The sequence below is a fragment of the Deltaproteobacteria bacterium genome (assembly GCA_015233135.1).
GTDB lineage: Bacteria > UBA10199 > UBA10199 > JADFYH01 > JADFYH01 > JADFYH01.
Genome location: JADFYH010000001.1, coordinates 140,511 through 162,140, shown reverse-complemented (window position 1 = coordinate 162,140; position 21,630 = coordinate 140,511). Strand labels below are relative to the sequence as shown.

The following is a 21,630-nucleotide window of genomic DNA, read 5'->3' as shown; positions in this document are numbered from 1 at the left end:
CATAGGCGAGGCTCCTTTCTTGTCCTTTTCAAACCAAGAAATCCTCGCCTTCTTTTTATCTCTAAGCAAAATTAAACTTTCCTTACTTTTTGCTCTTTTTTACCCCCAGTAATTAAATGCATCCAAACACAAAATTTCACACAACCTTTTCCGCAAACTGCCGATAAGCCTCTCGCATGGGAAATAACGTACGCACAAACATCACGAATTCACAGGGTTGGGGGGCAGGAGATAGACCCTACAACCGCACCATCCCGCATGTGCCCGAGGTGCCTGAAGTGGGTGACGCGGCGGATTTGCAGCGCCTGTTGCAGGAGCGCCCCCAGGATGCCTTGCGCCTGGCCCAGCGTCTGTTGCGGGAAGAAGGGCAGGGGAAGCAGCTCTCCTTTCGCTATCTGCAGCAGATGTTTGGGGAGTCTTTTGAATCTTACCGAAACGATCAGTTTGCCCTCAACCAGGAAAACCGCTTCGAACAAAGCCAATCGCGCATGGCCTTGCTGGGTGAGCTGTTGAATCGCCTTAAAGATCATCCGGTCTACGGACGGGAAGCCAGCGCTTTACTGGCGGAATATGAAAGGATTTCGGGATTCAATGAACTGGAGAGTACCTTCAGAAGTGGAACCGGAATTCTAGGTCGCAACTCCTTCGAACGCATGGGGGCCTTTATCAGCTTGGGCTCCAGCGTTGCCGGAAGCCTGGGTGGTTTGGCCTCCGCCTATTTTGGAATGCGGGGAAATTTGGGGATGAGCATTGCCTCGGGTGTGGCCAATGCCCTGTTTCAAAGCGGGCTGCAACTGCTGCATCAGTATGGCGAAGGAAGCGATTTAGGCAATAGGCAGATAGCCGGAGAATTGGGCGAAGCCGCTGCGGCCGCAGTGGCCTGCAGTTTTGTGGCCTATGGGGCCGGAAGATTAGAAGGCATGGGTCTAGTGACGAGAGAGTCTTCGCTGCTGATCCGAGGCGCCTGGGGCCTCAGCAAGTTTTGGCTGGATGTGGGGGCCGAATATCTGTGCAACGGGTGGAGTCCAGTGAAAAGGCTGCTAGGTCTTGAACCTCAAGGCTTTGCCAGCACCAGCCAAGGACTAGCCTATGGACTGGTCGCCAATGCCCTGGGAGAAATTTTAGGCGATGCCGCCGGACATTTGGCGCATCCCGTGACGCATCACATTGAACACAGAACTGAGGCCTTGGTGAATCGGGCCCTCGCGAGTGATCCACTTCTGAGGGAGTATTTGCGAAGTCAAAATCCGGCAAATGAGGATGAAAACCCCATTTGTCATCCCGGACTCGATCCGGGATCCTGTGGAGCACAGCGGGATTCCAGCCTGCGCTGGAATAACACACGCTCATATACATTTGGATCCATCGCTGCAGGGATGGCGACACTTCTTGGTGGAGAGTTGCTGGCAGGTTCCGATGTGTGGGCCAATACAGTTTCTACGCTGCATTCCAGCTCTTCGTCTGCTTCGTGGGGGCAGTGGATTCTGTCTGCCATTGTGACCTCTCTGGCGGTGGCTGGAAATTGGGTATTTGACTTCCAACTGACTGAAGAGACTGGAGATGATCCTCTTGTAGGATCTACAACTCCTTCTACTGAAAGCACATCAAGTGTTTTGGATCCCTTTGAAAAAGAGAATGAAGGCCTAAGAAATTTTGCCACTCGAATAAGAGATATCCAGGTTCGTCGAGGGGTTTTTAGGGGAGCAATGCATGGAGACAAACTCTGGGAGGCCTTTCATACGGCGGAATTAAGTGCCCGATGGAAAAATAATATACGTTACCTGATTCAATCCTATCACAGTACAGAATCTGAGGAAATTGCCAATGCGGACATTTTTTTTGACGTGATGAGGGCACTTCCTACGTTTTGTGAAGTTTTATATAGGTCTGGTCTTACGGGGGAACAAATAGAAGCAAACTTCCACACCCTTGTTTCGGTAGAGCGTTCACAGTTGGCAGAAGTGCTCTCGAATTTTGCATCCGCTTATGAAGCTTTGGGGGAAGTAGCCTGGACATCCAATGAAAAAAATGATTTTCTAACTCGTTTGGCTGTAGCTGCCCGTTCCCAGGCAGGTCTTGTTTTTTCTAATTTTTGTGTTGTTTTTAAGGAATATCGAGTTGCTGCTCCAAACAGCGAAATAGAAACGAGTGAAATACTAGAATATCTTGCCTTAAAAGAAATTTTCACTGTTATTATTATTGCTCAAAATCGAGAAGGTTCTCGAAGAGATATAGAAAGTACCCTCCCTGCACAAATTAAAAAAATAAAAACTGCACTTGGTTGTCACACTCCTTCATTGGCTCAATTATGCGAATTGACTCAGTCTCTTCCCAGTGCAGATTTGCCCAGTATTAATCGTTTGAGGTGGCTTGCCATTCAAATTCAAAACAAGATGAATAGTCCAGAAGGAGATTATTTTAGACAACAAATTCATAATTTCCCCAGCCCAAAAAATATCGAATTAATTAGAGGTGTTCTGTTTCTTGAAAGAGAAAAAAGTACAGCCAATTTACAGGGGATTGCCCATCTTGAAGAAGCTTTAACTCTTGCTCAACAAATTTATTTGGGAAATTTTAATTTGGCCTTATTTCGCCGAACCCTTGGGGGAAGTCTTCGGGAGGGAATTCAATTTCCAACGGCAGAGGAGGTGTCTCCAGAAAGATTGGCGCAGCTGGCCATTGCTACACGGAGATTTTGGGAAGATCAGCGCAAATTACTCACGCCCCAAGAATGCCTTTATTTAGCTCAATTGTCCGTAGCTCTCCAACGTTTTGCCTTTGCCCATGCCGCTTATCAAGAAGGAGAAGTTCCTTCTGCCTCTCAGGCTCAAAGAATGGCGCTGTTGATTGCAACACTTTATGGTAGTGGTTATGGCAATGAGGGGTGGCTGGCAGTGGCAAGAGAGTTGAATGCCTTGCAGGCTCAATGGAATGAGCTGAGCGCGTTTAAAAGAGAAGAAAGGCTGCGACGACAGGCCGTGCTCGCCCGAGAAATGGCTAGAAAAGTACGTTCTTCTTATCAAGATAATTTAGGTCCTTTGGTAGTGCGCTATGGAGAATCTTTAGGCCTCGCTGAACAGGATCAAGCCGATTATGTGGCTGCCCAATATCGTGCGATGGCGGTGTTTCAATTGGGACGGCACAGCGATGCTTTGGCAGGAATTGCAGCGGCGGGTGATCCCAAGGTCGCCCAACAAGTGTTGGAACTTTTGAGTAGCCCCTGGCCGGAAGTAGAGTATCGACCTTATTTTCCGGGGGATGAAGATTTCCCCAAAGACCGGCGAATCACGGGAGGCAAAGCCGCAGGCCTGGCTTGGTTAAGAAAACATCGTCCTCAAAATACTGCACCTTTTTTTGTGTTGCCTGCACAAAATAGAACGGCAGTCCCTCAGACAGAAGCCGCCTTGGCGCAAGCTCAGTCAAGGCTTAGCCAGGAAGCTGCCCGTGAATTAAAAATCCACCCGGGTGAACTTCGTTTTGCGGTACGTTCCGGGGCCTGCATCAGTATGCCCGGCATACTTTCTACGGAGTTAGATGTTTCTTCGGCAGAAATTGCTGAAGCCAGTGCCAAGGTGCATCAATCGTGGAGAACGGCAAACGCGCTTGAATATCGCCGTATGCAGGGAATCCCAGATTCGTGGGGGTCTGCGGTGGTGGTGGTTCCCATGTTGGATTATGCGCGAGATAGAAACAGCGGTTCGGGAGTGGTGGTCAGTTCGGGAGTAAATGAAATCGATGTCACTTATGGATGTCAGAAACCGGGTGAAGCGATTGTCGCTGCTTCTCTCAATCAAAAGAGCGATCCTTTACCGGGTGAGACGGAAAGACAACTTCGAGAAGATATTGCTTCTTTTGAACAAAAACGCGGTGAACCGGTAGAAGTAGAGTTTGTCGTTGTTTCGGGGCATATCTGGTACCTCCAAATTCGCCGAGCCAACCTCAACCATGAAGAGGCCATTCGATGGTATGCCCGAAAGCTACGCGAAAAAAGAATCTCGCAAGAGTTTGCCCTGGAACGCCTGGGCGGGAGACCTGCACTCGAAGAGGCACGCGTCATCCATGAGGTAGTTATCCCCACAGACCCTCGGGCACTTATTTATGAAGGACGACCGGGCATTGGAGCCCCTTACACAGGACGAATTGCCCAAAGCGCAAAAGAGATTGCTGAAATTCAGGCTTCGGGTGCAAGAGCGGTTTACTTAGCCTCTACTGGGGATTCTCACGATGAAGTCGTGAATGCCCTTCAAGCCGGCGCCGTTCTTTTAGCGGTCAATGCCGATCAGTCTCATTTAATGGCGCATGTGCATCGACAAAATCTTCCTTCTCTTCAGGGGACAAAATTTGAAATAAAAGGAAGACAAATAAATTTGGCTGCTCGTTCGCTTCAAACAGGAGCGACAGTGACTATAGATCCCGCGCACGGCCGACTTTATGAGGGGGCTCTTTCTACCCGTGAAGGGCCCAGCGCTGTTTTAAATGACATCGAATTTCTGCTGAATCCAGAAAGAGAAGCTTTATTGAGAGATTCCTCAGCCCCCGAGCTCCAAGCAATTCTCAAACGCTATCCCGAACGAGAGGCTCTTTTAAGACAAGCCGCAGAACAAGCACTAGCCCTGTATCGAGAGGCCTTTGTGCATTTTGTGTATTATCAAATCTTAAGCGAGGGAAGCCGCGCCACAGACATACATGCCCTTTATAAGGCTTTTGAAATGGAGAGAGAGTATTGGATAAAGTTGCATGAAGTTATGGGAAATATTGCCGACTATCTGACACAGACTCGTCCTGTCACCGAGCAAAGGTCTACCTTTTTTGCCTTTCAAAGTCGGTCTCAACTTTTGTTGTATTTAAATTATTATCTGGCAGCCATTGCTGCGTCTTCAGCGGAGGGAAAAGTACATGAATTGGCTCTTACCCGCTTGGCGAATGAAATGGGAGTGCAGGGAGATCAGCGCGACTGGAGCCGGATGAGGCAACAAAGAGAGTATGAATTGGAGTTTCTTTTTGATTTTGTTTGCAGGCAGTTGGCAAGTTCCCCTCAATTTTTTGAAAGGCATCCGTTGCGGATAGAAAGAGATTTTTCTGAAGCAAAATCTTATTTAAGAAATGATCACGTCGATCGGTCTTCTTTAGAAGAACTCAGGCGAAAAATTCTTCCTGTTTCTCCGGCGGGATCAAGACCCCGCCTGCTTTTGGTGGGCCTAGGGCGTGAATGGGCCCAGGTGGAACATGCCGTGGCTCAAGGTTATGATGTGGTGGTGGTAGAGCCCAGAGAAGAGTTGGCAGATTATTATGAAGGTTATCGTGAGAGAATAGAGGCCCTCGCAAGCCAAGGAGTTCAGGTAGAAACTATTTGCGCAGACATTTGTGATCCAACCTTATTTTCTCAACTGGGACGAGAAAGCTTTGAGAGCATTGAATATCAGTATGCCTCAGACACGCAAGAAATGGACACCCAGGTAATTAGTGGCTTGCTCAAACCCGGAGGAGTTTTTCTTCAATACCATCCTTTTAAAATTTGCCGGGAAGATTTAGTTCATCACTGCCGTTTTAGAAAAATTTTTGCTGCAGAAAATGTCAAAGCTCCTTTGGATACCCACTCCACGCGCTTGGCTTATCCCCTTGGAAACCATGTGTTGATGCTTCAAAAACCTTTAGCAAATAGGAGAGCAAGCCGAACTACAGAAACTGGTTTGAGCTTGGAGCAACTGGCAGAATTTTCGACTTCTCCGCTAGAAGATTTGCATTATCTTCCGACGCAATATGATGTTGCGACGCTGATTGAAGACGGCCTGCAACATCCGCTAGACCTGGTGCGCCAGGCTTATGAGACTTTAAAGAGGCAATTGTTCGCTGTTCTTCCGGGCTTAGGTAAAGTTACTGCAGTGCTCTTAAGCCTGGGTCTGGCGAGTTTTTTAAATTTGCCTTCGGCGCATGCTGCTGTTCTTTCCGGATCTCACATGAGTGCCTCTTCTTTTTCAGGCTGGCAGTGGGTTTTTTCTGCGGTGATGACGGTAGCTGCTGCTGCAATGCGTGTTGATAGCGCTGATATCCTCTCTGGTCATGTGCAAAACCAATTAGAGGACTTGGTTCTTGCCCAGGAAGCTGGGTTTGAAAAAGAGAGGTTAGTGTTAGGGAGGGATAGCTTACTTGATTTAACAAGAAAAAATCGGGCTGAAGCTTTAGAGCTCTTACTCGAAGTCGAAGAAAAAAGACATTTTGGAGTGCAACTCAAAGAGGTCGTCTACGCGATGGGAGATTTAGTTCATCAAGGAACTCCTCCGGAAAATGCATTTACTCAATTGTCTGTTCGCATTCGAGCTTCGCAAAAACCCTATTTTGTTTATCGCGGCTTAAGAGAGACTGAACTAAAGGTTTGGCAACTTGCTCATGCACTTTTGCAAAGAGTTCCCAATATTCAAAAACAAGGTGCCGTTCAGGAATTTATAGATTTTCATGTAAGACAAAGCTCTTCCCAAATAGCAGAAATGGGGAAGGCTATTTCACTGTCTTTGCAGCAAGAAGAAGCTTCTTCTATCCGCATTGGTCTTAAAACAAGAGTCTTGCTCTATGATTTATTTCGTAATTTATCGATGGTGGACATGTTTTTTAGTAGCACACCCGAAGCGGTAGGCGAAGGTTCTGCTCATACTTTTGCAAGAATGGGTGGCTACATGATACGCCTGGCATTGACTGTGGATGGTGTCTTAAGAATGAATCCAAATTTGGCCTGGCATGTGGCCATTCGAAAAAGTGATGGAAATTTGGAACAATTACTCAATGGGTTTGATCCGGCTCAGATTTATCAAAAACCCCATTTCCCGTCTGCACCAATTGCAGAGGCTGTTACTAATTTGACCTCAAGCAAAAGAAGCGATGCCAAGGTGCTTCCCATTTATTTACCCCCACAGCTCGCGGAGTTGCTACAAGCAGTTTTTAGATATTCCCCCAGTAAACATTTACTTCATTATCCGAATATTCGAAGAGGCGTTGATAGAATTATAGAATGTTGGAAATGCGGAGAACGTTCAGAGATTCAGGCTCGCTGTGAAGAAATAGGGACTAATATGGCGGCCGCTTTTTCGTGGATTAGTTCGCTGGGAATCAGAGGATGAGTCCCGAGGATAGCATTCTTTGGATAGGTATTTTAATCAGAGGGTCGGGGTGAGGTATGATCCCTCAAGCTCGTTTTTTCGCTGTATCCATTCCTCCCAAATATCTTTTCAAATATTGCCCCGTATACGAATGCTTCAGGGCCGCAAGCTCTTCTGGGGTCCCCTGACCAATAATTTCGCCACCACCACTACCACCTTCGGGGCCCAGGTCGATGATCCAATCGGCGGTTTTGATGACATCCAGATTGTGTTCGATCACCAGCACGCTGTTTCCGCCTTCTACAAAGCGATGCAACACTTCCAGCAATTTTTGGATGTCGGCAAAATGGAGCCCAGTCGTCGGTTCATCCAGAATATACAGGGTTTTGCCGGTGCTGCGTTTGGAGAGTTCCTTGGCCAGTTTGATGCGCTGGGCCTCTCCGCCCGATAGGGTGGTCGCTGCCTGTCCCAACTCGATGTAGGAAAGCCCTACCTCCACCAGTGTCTTTAATTTTGAGGCAACGCTGGGGATGGCGGCGAGTAGCTCCAAGGCCTTTTCCACACTCATTTTGAGAAGGTCGGCAATGGAATGCCCTTTGAATTTAATCTCCAGGGTTTCGCGATTGTAGCGCAGGCCTTTGCATTCTTCGCACTGCACATAAATATCGGGCAAAAAATGCATTTCAATTTTAATGAGGCCATCGCCCTCACAGGCCTCGCAGCGTCCCCCTTTTACGTTGAACGAAAAACGTCCCGCCTTGTAGCCTCTCACTTTTGCCTCGGGCAGGGCGGCAAACAAATCGCGAATAGGAGTAAAAAGCCCGGTGTAGGTAGCGGGGTTCGATCGGGGCGTGCGACCGATGGGAGATTGATCAATATTGATAATCTTATCCACCTGATCCAGCCCGATCATTTCATCGTGCTTTCCCGCCGTCTCGCGCGTGCCATGCAGTTGCTGGGCGAGCGCCTTGTAGAAGGTGTCGTTGATTAAAGTGGATTTTCCGGATCCTGAAACACCGGTGATGCAGGTGAAAACACCCAAAGGGAGATCCACAGTGATATTTTTCAGGTTATTCTCGCGACAGCCTTTCAGGGTAATTTTTCCTTTGGCCTTGCGGCGCACAGCAGGCAGCGCAATTTTTTCTTTTCCCGAAATAAAAAGCCCGGTGAGAGAATTTGGATTTTTACAAATATCTTCGGGCCTGCCTTGCGCGATAATCTCACCGCCATGCACCCCAGCACCCGGGCCCATGTCAATCACATGATCGGATTCCAAAATGGTTTCTTCATCATGTTCGACGACAAGCACCGTATTGCCGAGATCGCGTAGTCTCTTGAGGGTGGCCAGAAGTTTGGAATTGTCGCGCTGGTGAAGCCCAATCGAAGGTTCATCCAGGATATAAAGCACGCCCACCAGACTGGAGCCAATCTGCGTGGCCAGTCGAATGCGCTGGGCCTCGCCGCCGGAGAGTGTGCCACTGGTGCGATCCAGCGAGAGGTAGTCCAGTCCCACATTGGATAAAAAAGACAGGCGCTCGCGGATTTCCTTGAGGATGCGGGAGGCGATTTCAAACTCCTGAGTGCTTAGCAAATATTCAGACCTCACCCTAACCCTCTCCTTCCTAAGGAGAGGGGACGAAGATTTTTCCCCCTCCTTTGTAAGGAGGGGGTCAGGGGGCGGTAGAGAATTTGGAGAGTTATTCTGAAGCCCCTCAAAAAACTCCAAACACTCCTTCACTGACATCTGCGTCACTTCATAGATATTTTTTCCAGCCACCTTTACCGCCAGGGCCTCTTTTTTCAGACGACTTCCGGCGCAGAGGGGGCAGGCCTGAAAATTCATGTAGCGTTCCAATTCCTCGCGCATCCAATCGCTTTCGGTTTCTTTGTAACGACGCGAAAGGTTGTTGCAGACCCCTTCAAAGCTGGCCCTGTAATAACCCATCGAGATTTTTTCCTCAGATCCATTCAGCAAGATCTCCTGAATTTTTTTGGGCAGTTTATTCCAGGGGCTGTTGAGAGAAAATTTGTAATGTTTGGAGAGTGCCACCAGATAATTCTCATAATAATTGCCTTTGCCGGTTTTGGAATACCAAGGCGCAATCGCTCCTTCATTGATGGAAAGCTGAGGATTGGGAACCACGAGCTCCGGGTCAAAATACATCTTGTGCCCCAGGCCGGCACATTCCGAACAAGCCCCGTGCGGGCTGTTGAAAGAAAAAAGACGGGGTTCAATTTCAGAGTAACTGACGCCACATGCAATGCAGGCGAAGTTGGAGGAGAAAAGGAGTTCCAAGTTTCCACCCTCACCCTTACCCTCTCCCCTCGAGGGAGAGGGGATTCGATTTCCCCTCGCCCCTTGGGGGAGAGGGCTAGGGTGAGGGGACGAATCACCCACCACCTCCACCTTCACCAATCCCTCCCCATACTTCAAGGCCGTCTCCAACGAATCCGCCAGCCGCGTTTGAATGCCTTCTTTCATCACCAGGCGGTCAATGAATAAATCGATGCTGTGTTTTTTCTTTTTGTCCAGCTTGGGGAGTTCTTCAAAGCTATAAGTCTTGCCATCAATTTTCATGCGCACAAAACCTTCAGTCTTAAACTTTTGAAGTTCTTTGCTGTACTCGCCTTTGCGGTCGCGAATTACGGGGGCCAGGAGATGCAGTTTAGTGCCAGCGGGCTGTCTTAAGATTTGATCCACCATCTGCGAAACGGTTTGAGCCGCAATCAATTTTCCGCATTGGTAGCAGTGGGGATGCCCGACGCGAGCAAAGAGCAGGCGCAGATAGTCGTAAATTTCGGTCACCGTCCCCACGGTGGAGCGGGGATTACGGCTGGTGGATTTTTGTTCGATGGAAATCGCGGGCGATAAACCTTCGATGGTGTCGACATCCGGTTTGCCCATCTGCTCCAAAAATTGACGCGCATAAGACGAAAGCGATTCGACATAACGACGCTGGCCCTCGGCATAAATGGTGTCAAAGGCCAGAGAAGATTTTCCCGAGCCTGACAAGCCGGTAATCACCACGAGTTTATTGCGTGGGATGTGGACATCAATATTTTTTAGATTATGCTGGCGCGCACCTTTGACGATGATTTCCTGGGGTTCCATTTTTTTGAGATAAACATTCGATGGGAAAAAAACAAGAGGGTGTTTATATTGAGGAGTAATTAAGATAAAACGGCTGTCATCTCGAGTAAAGCGAGAGATCTAGTTGGTTTTCCAATTGCATCCACGGGATCTCTCACTGTGTTCGAGATGACAGCGTAGTGCAAACGTCACATTTCAATCATCCTCTTCGCCTCTTCAATCATCTTCTGTGCCTTTTCCAGAGTAGGGGCCTCGGCGTAGACCCTCAGCAAGGGCTCGGTTCCCGAGGGGCGGATCAGCAGCCAGGAATCATCCGCTAAAATAAATTTAAAACCATCTTTGAAATTATTTTTTACAATCTTTTCTCCGCATAAATTTTGGGGAGGGCCTTGATTCATCTTCTGCTTAATTGCCGTAATTTGTTCTTGGGGGACATGCAGGTCCTCCCGCACAAAGTGCAGCGGGCCTACTTCTTTTTGCAGGTCTTCAATAATCTGAGAGATGGGTTTTTGATGCCGGGCCAGTATGTCCAGCAAAAGCAGGCCAGATAAGATTCCATCCCGCTCGTACACGTGATGCGCCATGCCCAGGCCGCCGGATTCCTCTCCGCCCATGAGAGGCGTTTTCGACTCCAAAAATTTCTGACAGATGTATTTGAATCCAATGGGAGTTTCGTGAAGGGGAAGATTAAATTTTTTGCAAAGTCGGGCCACCATTTGGGTGGTAGAAACGGTGGTCACTACATCCCCGCGACGATTTTGTTCGAACACCAGATGGCGTAGGAGGAGCGAAAAAATCTTGTGCGAATCAATAAAATTTCCTTTTTCATCCACTGCGCCAATGCGGTCTGCATCGCCATCCGTCGCCAGGCCAATGTCACATTTTTGGGTGACGATGGTTTTGAGGAGGGCCTTTAAATTCTTTTCAATGGGTTCCGGATTCACGCCGCCAAAACCCGGATTGGCGTCACAACGGATTTCGGTGATTTCTTCTCCCAAGACTTCCGCGACAAAGCCAGAGCCTGCGCCATACAGAGAATCCACCGCAATTTTAAGTTTTGATTTTTTGATGCGAGGGATATCCACTAAAGTTCGTAGATGCTCGATGTAGCGCTGAGGGCTGAAGGTCTTCACCCAGACTTTTTTTTCCGCTTCTTCAAAAGACATAAAAAGAGCGCTGCGTTTTGCGGCGTCGTTTTTCACAATCTGCTCTTCAATTTTTTGACAATATTCCGGCGAGGCCGAACCGCCGTAGCTTTCTTTAAACTTTACGCCATTCCATTGGTAAGGATTATGCGAAGCGGTGATGACAATGCCCGCCAAGGCTTTTTCTTCTTTGGTCATCCAGGATACGCAAGGGGTAGGGCAGTAGGTTTCGGAGATCAAAGTGTGAAAACCATTGGCGGCTAAAACGCCTGCCACTTCTTGGGCAAAGAGGTCGGAGGAAAAACGGCGGTCGTAGCCCAGTACCACTTCCCACTTCCCTCTTCCCTCTTTCCTGCTCTGAATATCACACCAGGCCTGAATCACCTTGCGTACATTTTCATAGGTATAATCACGTCCAATGACAGCTCTCCAGCCGTCGGTGCCGAATTTAATGGGGGTCATGTTTGAGGTCCTTTTTTGATTTTCATGCCACACTTATTCTTGGTCGAAATACAAATCAATTATCTTATCGAACAAAAAAATGCCTCAAAAAAATATTTCCCTGGATGTCTTCGCTAAGGATGACGTGCAAGATGGTCTTTGCCTGTTTCTAAAGCAACAATCCCATCAAGCGATCTACTCCTATTATAAAAACACCAGGTTTCTTATGTTGAAAAACTTCCTTTTGGTTGACTACCTGGATAGCAGTCTCCACTTTTAATTTTTCTTGAAGATAAAGCAGGTTGGTATCGAGGGCAGTATCCGAATTTTTTGCTTCAATTAATAAATGAATTTTTTTTCGGTCGGCAATCGCGAAGTCAACCTCATGGCCATCTTTGGTTCGAACATAGTAGAGAAAGTAGGGTCCTAAACCCTGTTCATTCCACGCAGATATCGTTCGCATGAGAGAAACCGCAATAAAATTTTCAAATTTAGAACCCACGTTTTCATTAAAGCTCCAATCCCAAAAATACACTTTTTTTTCTTTCAAAATACTGCGGCTCAGTCGCTCGGACCAAGGGGGAATGGAGAAAGTAAGGTATACTTTTTCCAAGGCAAGCAACCAGTGGTTCAGCGTATCATGAGCGCATTCGAGTAATTGCCGGATGGAGTTTAAACTCAGAGGTGAACTCACCCTTTCTTCTAACAAATAAAGAAGCTGTTCCACTTTTTGAATGGAAGTAATTTTACTCAAGTCTCTCAGGTCTTCTTGAAGAATCATTGAGAGATGATTCTCTTTCCACAAATTGTAGAATTTGGATTGGCCCTTGAAAAAAGGTTCAGGAAATCCGGAACAAGCCAGGAGCTGCTGTACTGCTTCGTAAATACCCCCATGATTTTCGAAACGAGGGAGTAAATCTTTTTCCAAAGGTTGCCATTCGTTTTCAATGGTTAGGGTTTGTCCCAAAACCTCGCGAGGGCCCAAAGGAAAGAGTCGAAATAAAAAATATCTTCCCACCAGGCTGTCACCCGACTTTCGGAAAAGATCTAAACGCGCCGATCCAGTGATGACAAATTGAACTTGGTTTTTCCATTCATCGTAATAACCCTTTAAAATATTTTTCCATTTGGGATATTTGTGAATTTCATCCAAGGCTACCCATTCCCGTTCTTTCAAAGAGAGATCTTCTGTAAAAAAGCTGGGGTCTTTGGCATAGCGTTTTTTGACAAGAGGAGAATCCCAATTGTAGTAATGGCCTTGGATGCTTTTCTGCCTGAGGAAATTTTCAATCAGAGTTGTTTTTCCCGCCTGGCGTGGTCCTGCAATAAAAGACATGCGTCCATTAAGATGTCCGGGAGAGAGAGCCCAATTGCACACAAAACGATTTTTATTCATTCGACCATTTTAGGTGCACCTGGAAAATGGTCAAGACTATTTTCCAGGTGGGTGGAAATTGGTCGGGTTCGGATTGTTTATTTGTTCAGTGAAGCTTGGTTGTTTTTGAAAATTTTCTTAAAAAATCTCCAGGCTTCAAAATTTGTAAATGATGAAGTTTGTTTTCAAGTTTTTCGCCACTAATAGAAAGTAAATCTTTATCACTGCTTACTAAAAAATGTGCTCTCACTTCCAGGCAGCATTCCAGAAGCATATCATCGGCAGGATCACGACAAATTTTAAGAGTTTTTTTCGGGATAACGAAAATTGAGTTTTTGACAAAACTGGCTATGCCACGGACCAAGCTAGAAAGCTGTTCAAAATTTATTTTGTTTTTCTTGTACAACTCCAGAGGAACTTTTTTATATTCGTTCAAAAGTTTCGGGGAAACAATAATTTGAAAGTCGGAGAAAGCCAACTCAACTGCTTTGGCAGGGATTCCACCGTAGGCAAATCCAGAAATTAAAACACAAGTATCAACGACTACTTTTTGCATGCGAACTTCCACGAACTTTTTTAACAGCTTTCTCAATATCTTGAATGCTTAGTTTAGTTTTCTTGAATGTTTCTTGGGCAACTTTGAAGGCAGACTTTAGTCTTTCCTCATCATCTAAGGCAGAAAGGATAAATTCCTCTGGGCTTATTTTTTTTTGATTATAGCGCATAGGAGCCAATCTAAAGCATATTTGGGGTGAATTGAAAATAAAAAAGCCAGGCGTTTTAGGTGCAACTGGAAAATGGTCAAGACTATTTTCCAGGTGGGTGGAAATTGGTCAGCCTTTGTTTTCTACGTACCATTGAGATTTTATACCTTTAATTCTGCCAACCAATCCGCTGCTGAGTAAATCGATATCCCGTCTACTGTTTTATTTCTTCGAATCTGTCCTACCAATTGAAGCGTTTGTTTGGGTTTTAATTTATTTTGATAGTACTTTAATGAAGCACTCAGTTGATCATCCGCATATTTTGCCTCAATCAGATATTCGATTTGTTTTCCGGAACCAATCACAAAATCCACTTCGCGTTTTTCTTTATCCCTCAAAAAATAAAGTTTAAAACTTTTGCCTTCTACATCTTCCAAATAATCCACCCATTTTTTTAGATGTCCTGCTACCAAATTTTCAAAGCGAGCACCTACTTCATTTACAACCGCTCCGGTGTCATAGAAAAAAATCTTCGGTTCTTTAATAATCGCGCGCGCTAGATTTTGATGATAGGCGGGAAGCAAAAAAATCACATACATATTTTCTAGGGTTTGAATCCAGTGTTTGAGGGTGTGGGGAGAGATTTCCAAATCACGGGCAATATTTCCTATTGAAATGGAAGACCCTACTCTTTCTTTTAAGACATCTACCAATAACAATAATTTTTGAATATCGCGAACGGGTTCCAGATCTTGCACGTCTTCCCGAATAATCCTTTCTAAATGTTGCTTTTTCCAACGTGCGGCTTCTACTTCGGAGGCTTCTAAAAAAGGCTCGGGAAATCCCCCCAATTTCATGAGTTTTTCCAACAGATTTTGATTGCTGTCTTGCCCCCGAAGTTCGCCAATAGAAAAAGGATGCAGCCTGTGTAAAAAATAACGCCCTGCCAAAGAGTCGCCACCCCGGCGATAAACGTCCAGGCGTGCAGAGCCTGTCACTAAAATTCTGGGAGGAATTCCTTCACTGTCGTAAATCCCCTTGAGATGCGATTTCCATTTGGGTCGTTTATGGATTTCATCCAAGATAATGAGGGGAGCTTTTCGATCCCATTCTCTCTTAACAATGATTTTTCTTTCGTCTTCATTGTCGTAATTGAGATATTGAGTCGAAGGCCAGAGTTTGAAGAAAGATTTTGCTAAAGTGGTTTTTCCGACCTGCCGGGGGCCGGTGAGAAAAACCATTTTTTTTTCGAGGTCTTTTTGAATGAGTTTTTTATAAGGTCTTTCCATCAGACCATTTTGTAGCGAATTGCATTTTAGTCAAGACTATTTTGCAATGGAGTGCAATATGGTCATGCTTCTTTTGATGCTCTTTTCTCCACCATCTCCACCGCCAAGCGAATGGCTGCCTTCATGCTACTCGCATCGGCAATACCTTTGCCGGCAATATCAAAAGCCGTGCCGTGATCGGGGGAGGTGCGGATAATCGGTAAGCCTAACGTTACATTTACGCCTTCCTGAAAATAGAGCATCTTGAAAGGGATAAGACCTTGGTCGTGATACATGCAGACTACAGCGTCATATTTTCCCAGATAGGCATCGTGAAAAACGGCATCGGGCACGCAGGGACCCTCCACTTCGTAGCCTTCTTTTCTTAATCTTTCTAAGGTGGGGGCAATAATTTCAATTTCTTCTTTTCCCAGCAGGCCTTGCTCACCCGCGTGGGGATTGAGTCCGCAAACAGCGACTCGGGGATGGTCTAAGCCCCAATAGGTTTTGAGGGAATCAAAGGTGATGCGAACGGTGTCGCTGATTTTTTCTTGGGTGATTTTTAAGGGGACTTCTTTCAAGGGCGTGTGAATCGTCACCAAAGTGACTTTGAGTTTCGGTGCCGCCATCATCATGACGACTTTGTGGCCTCCCGATTTTTCCGCCAAAAACTCGGTGTGTCCGGGCCAAGGATAACCTGCGGCCTCCAGACTTTTTTTGGTGATGGGGGCGGTGACGATGGCGTCAATTTTTCCGCTCATCGCGTCTGCGACGGCGTGGTCGAGGTAAGAAATGACGGTGTGTCCTGCTTGAACGTCTGACTCCCTCGCCCCTTGCGGGAGAGGGTTGGGGAGAGGGGGATTTGAATACACCACAAACTCCGCCAGCGAGCGAATACTTTCATCTGCCAAGGCCTTCTCGATAATTTCTGCGCCGATGCCGCGGGGGTCACCGGGGGTGATTCCGATTTTCATGATTTTATCTGAATAAAAGCGTCTTTTTTCAGCTTTTCGATGTATTTTTTAATTTCTTCCTGCATCTTGAATTCATAAATCTTGTCTCTCAAGCTGGCCTTGAGTTCCTCCGAGCCTTGAAGCTGGGTGTCGGGTTTGTCTAACAGTTTCACAATCAAAAAGGCAGAGCTGGTTTTGATGGGTTCACTCACTTGGCCCTTGGCTAATTTTGAAACCGCATTCGAAAGTTCGCTGGAAAGACCGGAGTAAGGCAATTCTCCTAAATCTCCGCTGCCTGCGGCGCTATGTTCCTTCATGGCCTGATCAAAATTCTTTCCCGACTTCACTTTTTCGTAGAGAGACACGGCTTCTTTCTCGACCTTTTTCAGGTCTTCTTCCGAAGAAAAAGGCAGCACAATCTGAGCGAGCTTCACCTTTTGATCGCCCCCCATTTTTGCGGCACTTTGGCTATAATAGGCATTTACTTCTTCGTCGCTCACCTTGATTTTGCTGCCTATGGTTTGGCTAAAGAAACGCATGCGTTTCATCTGTTTTCGAATGTCTTCTTTGTATTGGTCGAGAGTAATCCCCTTGCTACTTAAATCTTTTTTCAAGGCCTCGTCGCTCATCTTGTTTCTTTTCATGATCGAGTCGATGGCCTGCTTCAATTCCGACTCGCTCACAAGAATTTGGGATTTTTCAATTTGTTGATTGAGTAAGGTTTCGTCAATCAAACGACTAAGGGCAAAATTTTTCAGCTCTTCCTCACTGGCAGGGCCTGATTTTTTATCCTCTTTCATTTGTTTGTTCAGATTGTCTTTGGCGCGTTGCAAATCCAGCTGGGTGATGGGCTCCTGGTTTACGGTGGCAATGATTTTGTCGATGATTTCGGCGTGAAGGGAGGGGAGGAGAGGTGTAAGGTGTAAGGTGTAAGGTGTAAGGAAGAAGAGAACGATGTATAAGACGTGATGTTTTATACGGAACAGGGAGCGCCTTACTTCTAACGCCTTACTCCTCACTTCTAAAAAACTTTTATTCTTTTGAGAGTCCATGAGTGCACCTTTATGACGTAATTCGGTTTTACTTGTTGATAGTAACTTTGCAGCCGCTGTTCAAGGGCTTCTTTTTTAAGCCAAGCCTCTATTTGATCTTTCACCTGCTCCAGTTTGAACGTTTCTTCCGGCCTTTTGGCAAGAAGTTTAAAGAGATGAAAGCCATAAAGGGAGGGAATGACCTCAGAAACCTGTCCTTCTTTTAAATCGAAACAGATCTCAAACTCCCTGGGGAAACTTCCTTTGCTCATCCAGGGTAATTCGCCCCCGTTCTCACGTTCTGGAGCCAGAGAAAGTTCTTTGGCAAGTTTGGCAAAGTTTTCGCCCTTCTGAATACGGGCCTGTATTTCTTTGGCGCTGCTTTCGTTGTCGCTCAGGATCTGTCGGACTTTCACCGCAGCCCCCTGGGTAAATTCCTTTAAATGGGTCTCGTAATAAGACTGGATTTGTTCTTCAGAAATTTTGATTTGGGGAGCCAGAAACGTTTCTACCCATTTGTTAATGAGTAAATTGCTGCGTTTCAATTCTTTCCAATCTTCATAATTGATATTGCGTTGCTCTAAAACTTTCAGAAATGCCTTTTCGGAATAGCGGGACTTGTACTGCTTGATTTCTTCTTCCAATTCAGCTTCGGAAATACTTATTCTTTTAAGCTCCGCTTCATTTTCCAAAATTTTTTTTTGGATGAGATCTTCCAGGATTTTTTTCTTCAGTTCGCCAAACTGTTTTTCTTGATGAACGATTTCAGGGTCTTGATTTTCTTTTTCGCGGCTCAGCGCGGCCTTGAACTCCCCTACGCTAATTTTTTTGTTGGCCACCTCCGCAAGGCTGCTCTGGTTTTGCGGTTCGCCACAATGACAGAAAGAAAAAAAAATAAAAATGAAAAATGTTTTCCAAAAATGGCGCTGCCACATGCGCGGCGTTTAGCAAATCAACTTAAAAGTGCAAGGTTAAAGGTAAGGGCCCTAAACAACTTGACAAAGTGAGGGAGGATTCAATAGCAATACAGCCCCTATGAGCAATCCCTATGTGCCCATTCTCCTGTTGTTTGCCATTGCCTTTATTTTTTCGGGTGCCTTTGTCGGACTTTCTGCCTTGTTCGGCCCCAAAAAACCCACGGTGTCTAAAAACGAGACCTACGAATGTGGTATGCCTATCGTAGGAAGCCCCCGCGAGCGCTTCTCCGTGAAATTCTATCTGGTGGCCATTATCTTTATCCTTTTTGATGTAGAAGCTGTTTTTCTTTTCCCCTGGGCGGTGCTCCTGAACACTTTTAAGGCTGCCGGAGCGGGCTTGTTTATTTTTTGGGAAATGCTAGCTTTTCTCGTTGTTCTCTTCCTGGGTCTTGTTTATGTCTGGAAGAGAGGGGCCCTGGATTGGGAAAGGTAGGGTTCTAATGGCGTAAATAAAATTTCTGTCATTAGACTTAAAGTGGAGTCTAAAAAAATGTCATCCGTTGTCGAAAACAATTTTTTAACTACCAAGCTCTCCGAGCTTGTTGCCTGGGGGCGCAAAAACTCCTTGTGGCCCTTGCCTTTTGGTACGGCTTGTTGTGCGATTGAATTTATGGGGGCGGTGGATTCGGTGTTTGATATCTCGCGTTTTGGGGCCGAACTCGTGAGGTTTTCTCCTCGTCAGGCCGATCTCTTGCTGGTCTTGGGGACCATTAATTATAAACAAGCCCCTGTCTTGAAAAAAGTTTATGAACAAATGACGGAACCCAAATGGGTGGTTGCGGTGGGTTCTTGTGCTACCTGTGGAGGTTTTTACGACAATTATAGTGTGTTGCAGGGAATTGACGAGGTGATTCCCGTGGATGTGTATGTTCCGGGTTGCCCTCCACGACCTGAATCCATCCTGCTTGCTATTGTCAGGTTACAGGAAAAAATCTGTAAAGAAGCAGTGGGTGAAAAACCCGAATTGTACATCTATAAACCTCATTCGGTTCGGAAATAAATGGTAAAACTCATCGACATTTTTAAGAAAAATTTCCAGGCTGACATTTTGGATTCTCATGAGCAGCAGGGAAACGAAACAATCGTGGTGAGCCCCGAGCGGCTTCATGACGTCCTCGGCTTTGCCAAAAACGATCCTGAAACTCTGCTGAATGCGTTGATGGATCTCTGCGCGGTCGACTATTTAGGGCAAGGCCCCCGTTTTGAAGTGGTGTATCATCTGTATTCCACCTCAAAAAATCATCGATTAAGAATAAAAACCCGTGTACCTGAAGAAAATCCAAAAGTGAAGACTTGCGTCGATTTATGGAAATCTGCCGATTGGTTTGAGCGAGAGGCCTGGGATATGTTGGGGATTGTTTTTGAAGGACATCCTAACCTGAAGCGCTTGCTGCTGTTCGATGGATTTGAAGGGCACCCTTTGAGAAAAGATTATAAAATCAATAGACGACAAAAAATTCCGGAACCCTTAGAAAGGCCCTGATTTATGTCAGAAGGCGATTTCAAAACTAAAAATATGTATCTCAACATAGGCCCTTCGCATCCAACCATGCATGGTACTTTGCGCATCTTTGCCGAGATGGATGGCGAGCGCATTGTCAGTTCCGTTGCCGAGATGGGCTATTTGCATCGGGGTTTTGAGAAACACAGTGAAGCGGGGACTTACACGCAGGTGATCCCTTATACCGACCGGCTCAACTATGTGAGCCCCCTCATGAACAATGTGGGCTATTGCATGGCGGTAGAAAAACTTATTGGTTGTGAAATCCCCGAACGCGCGCAAACGATTCGCGTCATCATCTGTGAACTTTCCCGCATTACTGACCATCTGGTGTGCATTGGAACCAATGTGGTGGATTTGGGAGCCCTCACCAATTTTTGGTATTACTTCAATGTGCGCGAAAAAATTTATGATTTTATCGAAAAAATCTGCGGTGCGCGTCTGACGACCAATTATACCCGTATCGGTGGAGTGAGCCGCGATTTGTATCCGGAGGCCGTTGCGGAATTGGCAGCCATTATTAAAGACGTACAGCTTGCTACCAAAGAAGTAAGGGGTTTGCTGGAACGAAACAAGATCTTCGTGGATAGAACGCTGGGTATTGCGCCCATCAGTCAGGAAGAGGCCATTAATTATGGTTTTACCGGGCCTTGTTTGAGGGCCACAGGTTGCGATTATGATGTGAGAAAAAGCGAGCCTTATTGCGGTTACGAGAATTACGATTTTGATATTCCTGTGGGCGAGGATGGAGACACCTACGATCGATTTCTGGTGCGTTTTGAAGAAATCAATCAATCCATTCGCATTATCGAACAAGCTATTTCCAAATTAAGACCTGGTCCTGTGATGACCTCAGACCGGCGCGTCGCTTTGCCTCCCAAGGCCGAGGTTTATACCAATATTGAAGCGCTCATGAATCATTTCAAACTGATCTACGAAGGGGTGCGTCCCCCGCCAGGTGAGGTCTATTCGGCCACGGAAGCGGCGAATGGGGAATTGGGTTTTTATATCGTGAGCGATGGATCCACTAACCCTTATCGGGTGAAATGTCGTCCTCCCTGCTTTCCTCTCTACGCGGCTTATCCACGTCTGGTGAATGGGGTGATGTTGGCAGATGCCATTGCGGTGATGGGTTCTATCAATATTATTGCGGGGGAATTAGATAGGTAGGGGATTTTTATGGGTAAAAAAATATTGTTTTTCATTTTGCTTGCTGTGTTCTCCCTGGATTTTGCGAAGACTGTTTTTGCAGATCCTCCCTACTGGGCACCCGCTTATGGATATCGTTACCGCCACTATCGTGATCATGATGACGGGGACAGAAGATATGAAGAGAGAAGACACCGAAGAGTGAGGACGTATCGGTATATTTATTATCCCGAGCAGGAAGTTTATTACTATCCGGTGACCCGACGTTATTATTGGAGAGAGCCCAGTGGCTGGAGGGTTGGACTTAGACTTCCAGGGGGTATCAGCATCGGGGCCTCTTCCTCATTTCCAATAGAATTGGATAGCGACAGGCCTTACATTTATCACGAAGAGACACGCATAAAATTTAGATAGGAATGAACGTGGAATTCAGTGCAGAAAATAAAAAAGAATTTGAAAAGATTGTGGCCAAGTATCCTTCCGAGCGCAGGCGCGCCGCGCTTCTCCCTACGCTTTGGTTGGCGCAAAGGCAGTGGGGATGGATTTCGAATGAAGTGATGGAGTATGTGGCCGGGCTTTTAGAGCTGTCTCCCATCAAGGTGCTGGAAGTGGTCACCTTCTACACGATGTTTAATCAAAAACCCGTGGGGAAATATCATCTCCAGGTCTGCCGAACTTTGTCCTGCGAAGTGTGTGGAAAAGAAAATATTGTTTCCCATCTAAAAAATAAATTGGGAATAAAACTCGGCGAAACCACGGCCGATGGGAAATTTACTCTGACTGAAGTGGAGTGTCTGGGCTCTTGCGGTACCGGCCCCATGATGCAGCTCAACGACGATTTTTACGAAAGTTTGACGCCTGAGAAGGTGGATGAGATTTTGGGACAATTGAAATAGAGGTAGGG

16 protein-coding genes are annotated in these 21,630 nt (G+C 46.3%); 7 read left to right on the top strand and 9 right to left on the bottom strand.

What is annotated here, in order from left to right; genetic code table 11:
* Positions 1–176: 176 nt before the first annotated feature.
* Complete coding sequence (locus HQM15_00780) at positions 177–7,112, top strand: hypothetical protein (protein ID MBF0491301.1); 6,936 nt, start codon at positions 177–179, stop codon at positions 7,110–7,112.
* Between the two features lie 64 nt (positions 7,113–7,176).
* Here the strand turns inward: HQM15_00780 and uvrA are convergent, their stop codons facing one another.
* The 9 genes from uvrA to HQM15_00735 form a co-directional block, all read right to left on the bottom strand.
* Complete coding sequence (gene uvrA / locus HQM15_00775) at positions 7,177–10,203, bottom strand: excinuclease ABC subunit UvrA (GenBank protein MBF0491300.1); 3,027 nt, start codon at positions 10,201–10,203, stop codon at positions 7,177–7,179.
* Between the two features lie 167 nt (positions 10,204–10,370).
* A complete protein-coding gene (locus HQM15_00770) occupies positions 10,371–11,789 on the bottom strand; it encodes a phosphoglucomutase/phosphomannomutase family protein (GenBank protein ID MBF0491299.1) in 1,419 nt (472 codons plus the stop codon).
* A gap of 148 nt (positions 11,790–11,937) precedes the next feature.
* Positions 11,938–13,164: an ATP-binding protein gene (locus HQM15_00765; protein MBF0491298.1), complete on the bottom strand. Its 1,227-nt coding sequence runs from the start codon at positions 13,162–13,164 to the stop codon at positions 11,938–11,940.
* A gap of 85 nt (positions 13,165–13,249) precedes the next feature.
* A complete protein-coding gene (locus tag HQM15_00760) occupies positions 13,250–13,699 on the bottom strand; it encodes a putative toxin-antitoxin system toxin component, PIN family (protein ID MBF0491297.1) in 450 nt (149 codons plus the stop codon).
* Positions 13,680–13,868 carry a hypothetical protein gene (locus HQM15_00755; protein ID MBF0491296.1) on the bottom strand — a complete coding sequence of 63 codons (189 nt, stop codon included), beginning with the start codon at positions 13,866–13,868 and terminating at the stop codon, positions 13,680–13,682. The genes HQM15_00760 and HQM15_00755 overlap by 20 nt, the downstream gene beginning before the upstream one ends.
* Before the next feature lie 140 nt (positions 13,869–14,008).
* Positions 14,009–15,136 carry an ATP-binding protein gene (locus HQM15_00750; GenBank protein ID MBF0491295.1) on the bottom strand — a complete coding sequence of 376 codons (1,128 nt, stop codon included), beginning with the start codon at positions 15,134–15,136 and terminating at the stop codon, positions 14,009–14,011.
* A gap of 62 nt (positions 15,137–15,198) precedes the next feature.
* On the bottom strand, positions 15,199–16,089 hold the full coding sequence (pdxA, locus tag HQM15_00745) for a 4-hydroxythreonine-4-phosphate dehydrogenase PdxA (GenBank protein ID MBF0491294.1): 891 nt from the start codon (positions 16,087–16,089) through the stop codon (positions 15,199–15,201).
* Positions 16,086–17,120: a SurA N-terminal domain-containing protein gene (locus HQM15_00740; protein ID MBF0491293.1), complete on the bottom strand. Its 1,035-nt coding sequence runs from the start codon at positions 17,118–17,120 to the stop codon at positions 16,086–16,088. The genes pdxA and HQM15_00740 overlap by 4 nt, the downstream gene beginning before the upstream one ends.
* A complete protein-coding gene (locus HQM15_00735) occupies positions 17,090–18,034 on the bottom strand; it encodes a peptidyl-prolyl cis-trans isomerase (GenBank protein ID MBF0491292.1) in 945 nt (314 codons plus the stop codon). Before HQM15_00735 ends, HQM15_00740 begins: the two co-directional genes overlap by 31 nt.
* A 100-nt stretch (positions 18,035–18,134) precedes the next feature.
* Between HQM15_00735 and HQM15_00730 the strand changes: the two genes are divergently transcribed.
* From HQM15_00730 to nuoE, 6 genes are read left to right on the top strand one after another with little or no spacing between them, the layout of a single operon-like run.
* Positions 18,135–18,509, top strand: coding sequence for an NADH-quinone oxidoreductase subunit A (locus tag HQM15_00730; GenBank protein ID MBF0491291.1), 375 nt, complete (start codon positions 18,135–18,137; stop codon positions 18,507–18,509).
* Positions 18,510–18,539: 30 nt separating this feature from the next.
* Positions 18,540–19,076: an NADH-quinone oxidoreductase subunit NuoB gene (gene nuoB / locus HQM15_00725; GenBank protein ID MBF0491290.1), complete on the top strand. Its 537-nt coding sequence runs from the start codon at positions 18,540–18,542 to the stop codon at positions 19,074–19,076.
* Positions 19,077–19,559: an NADH-quinone oxidoreductase subunit C gene (locus tag HQM15_00720; GenBank protein ID MBF0491289.1), complete on the top strand. Its 483-nt coding sequence runs from the start codon at positions 19,077–19,079 to the stop codon at positions 19,557–19,559. It begins immediately after the preceding gene.
* Positions 19,560–19,562: 3 nt separating this feature from the next.
* Positions 19,563–20,747: an NADH dehydrogenase (quinone) subunit D gene (gene nuoD, locus HQM15_00715; GenBank protein ID MBF0491288.1), complete on the top strand. Its 1,185-nt coding sequence runs from the start codon at positions 19,563–19,565 to the stop codon at positions 20,745–20,747.
* 9 nt (positions 20,748–20,756) lie between these two features.
* Positions 20,757–21,140: a hypothetical protein gene (locus HQM15_00710; protein MBF0491287.1), complete on the top strand. Its 384-nt coding sequence runs from the start codon at positions 20,757–20,759 to the stop codon at positions 21,138–21,140.
* A gap of 2 nt (positions 21,141–21,142) precedes the next feature.
* Complete coding sequence (gene nuoE, locus HQM15_00705) at positions 21,143–21,622, top strand: NADH-quinone oxidoreductase subunit NuoE (protein MBF0491286.1); 480 nt, start codon at positions 21,143–21,145, stop codon at positions 21,620–21,622.
* The last annotated feature ends 8 nt before the right edge of the window (positions 21,623–21,630 follow it).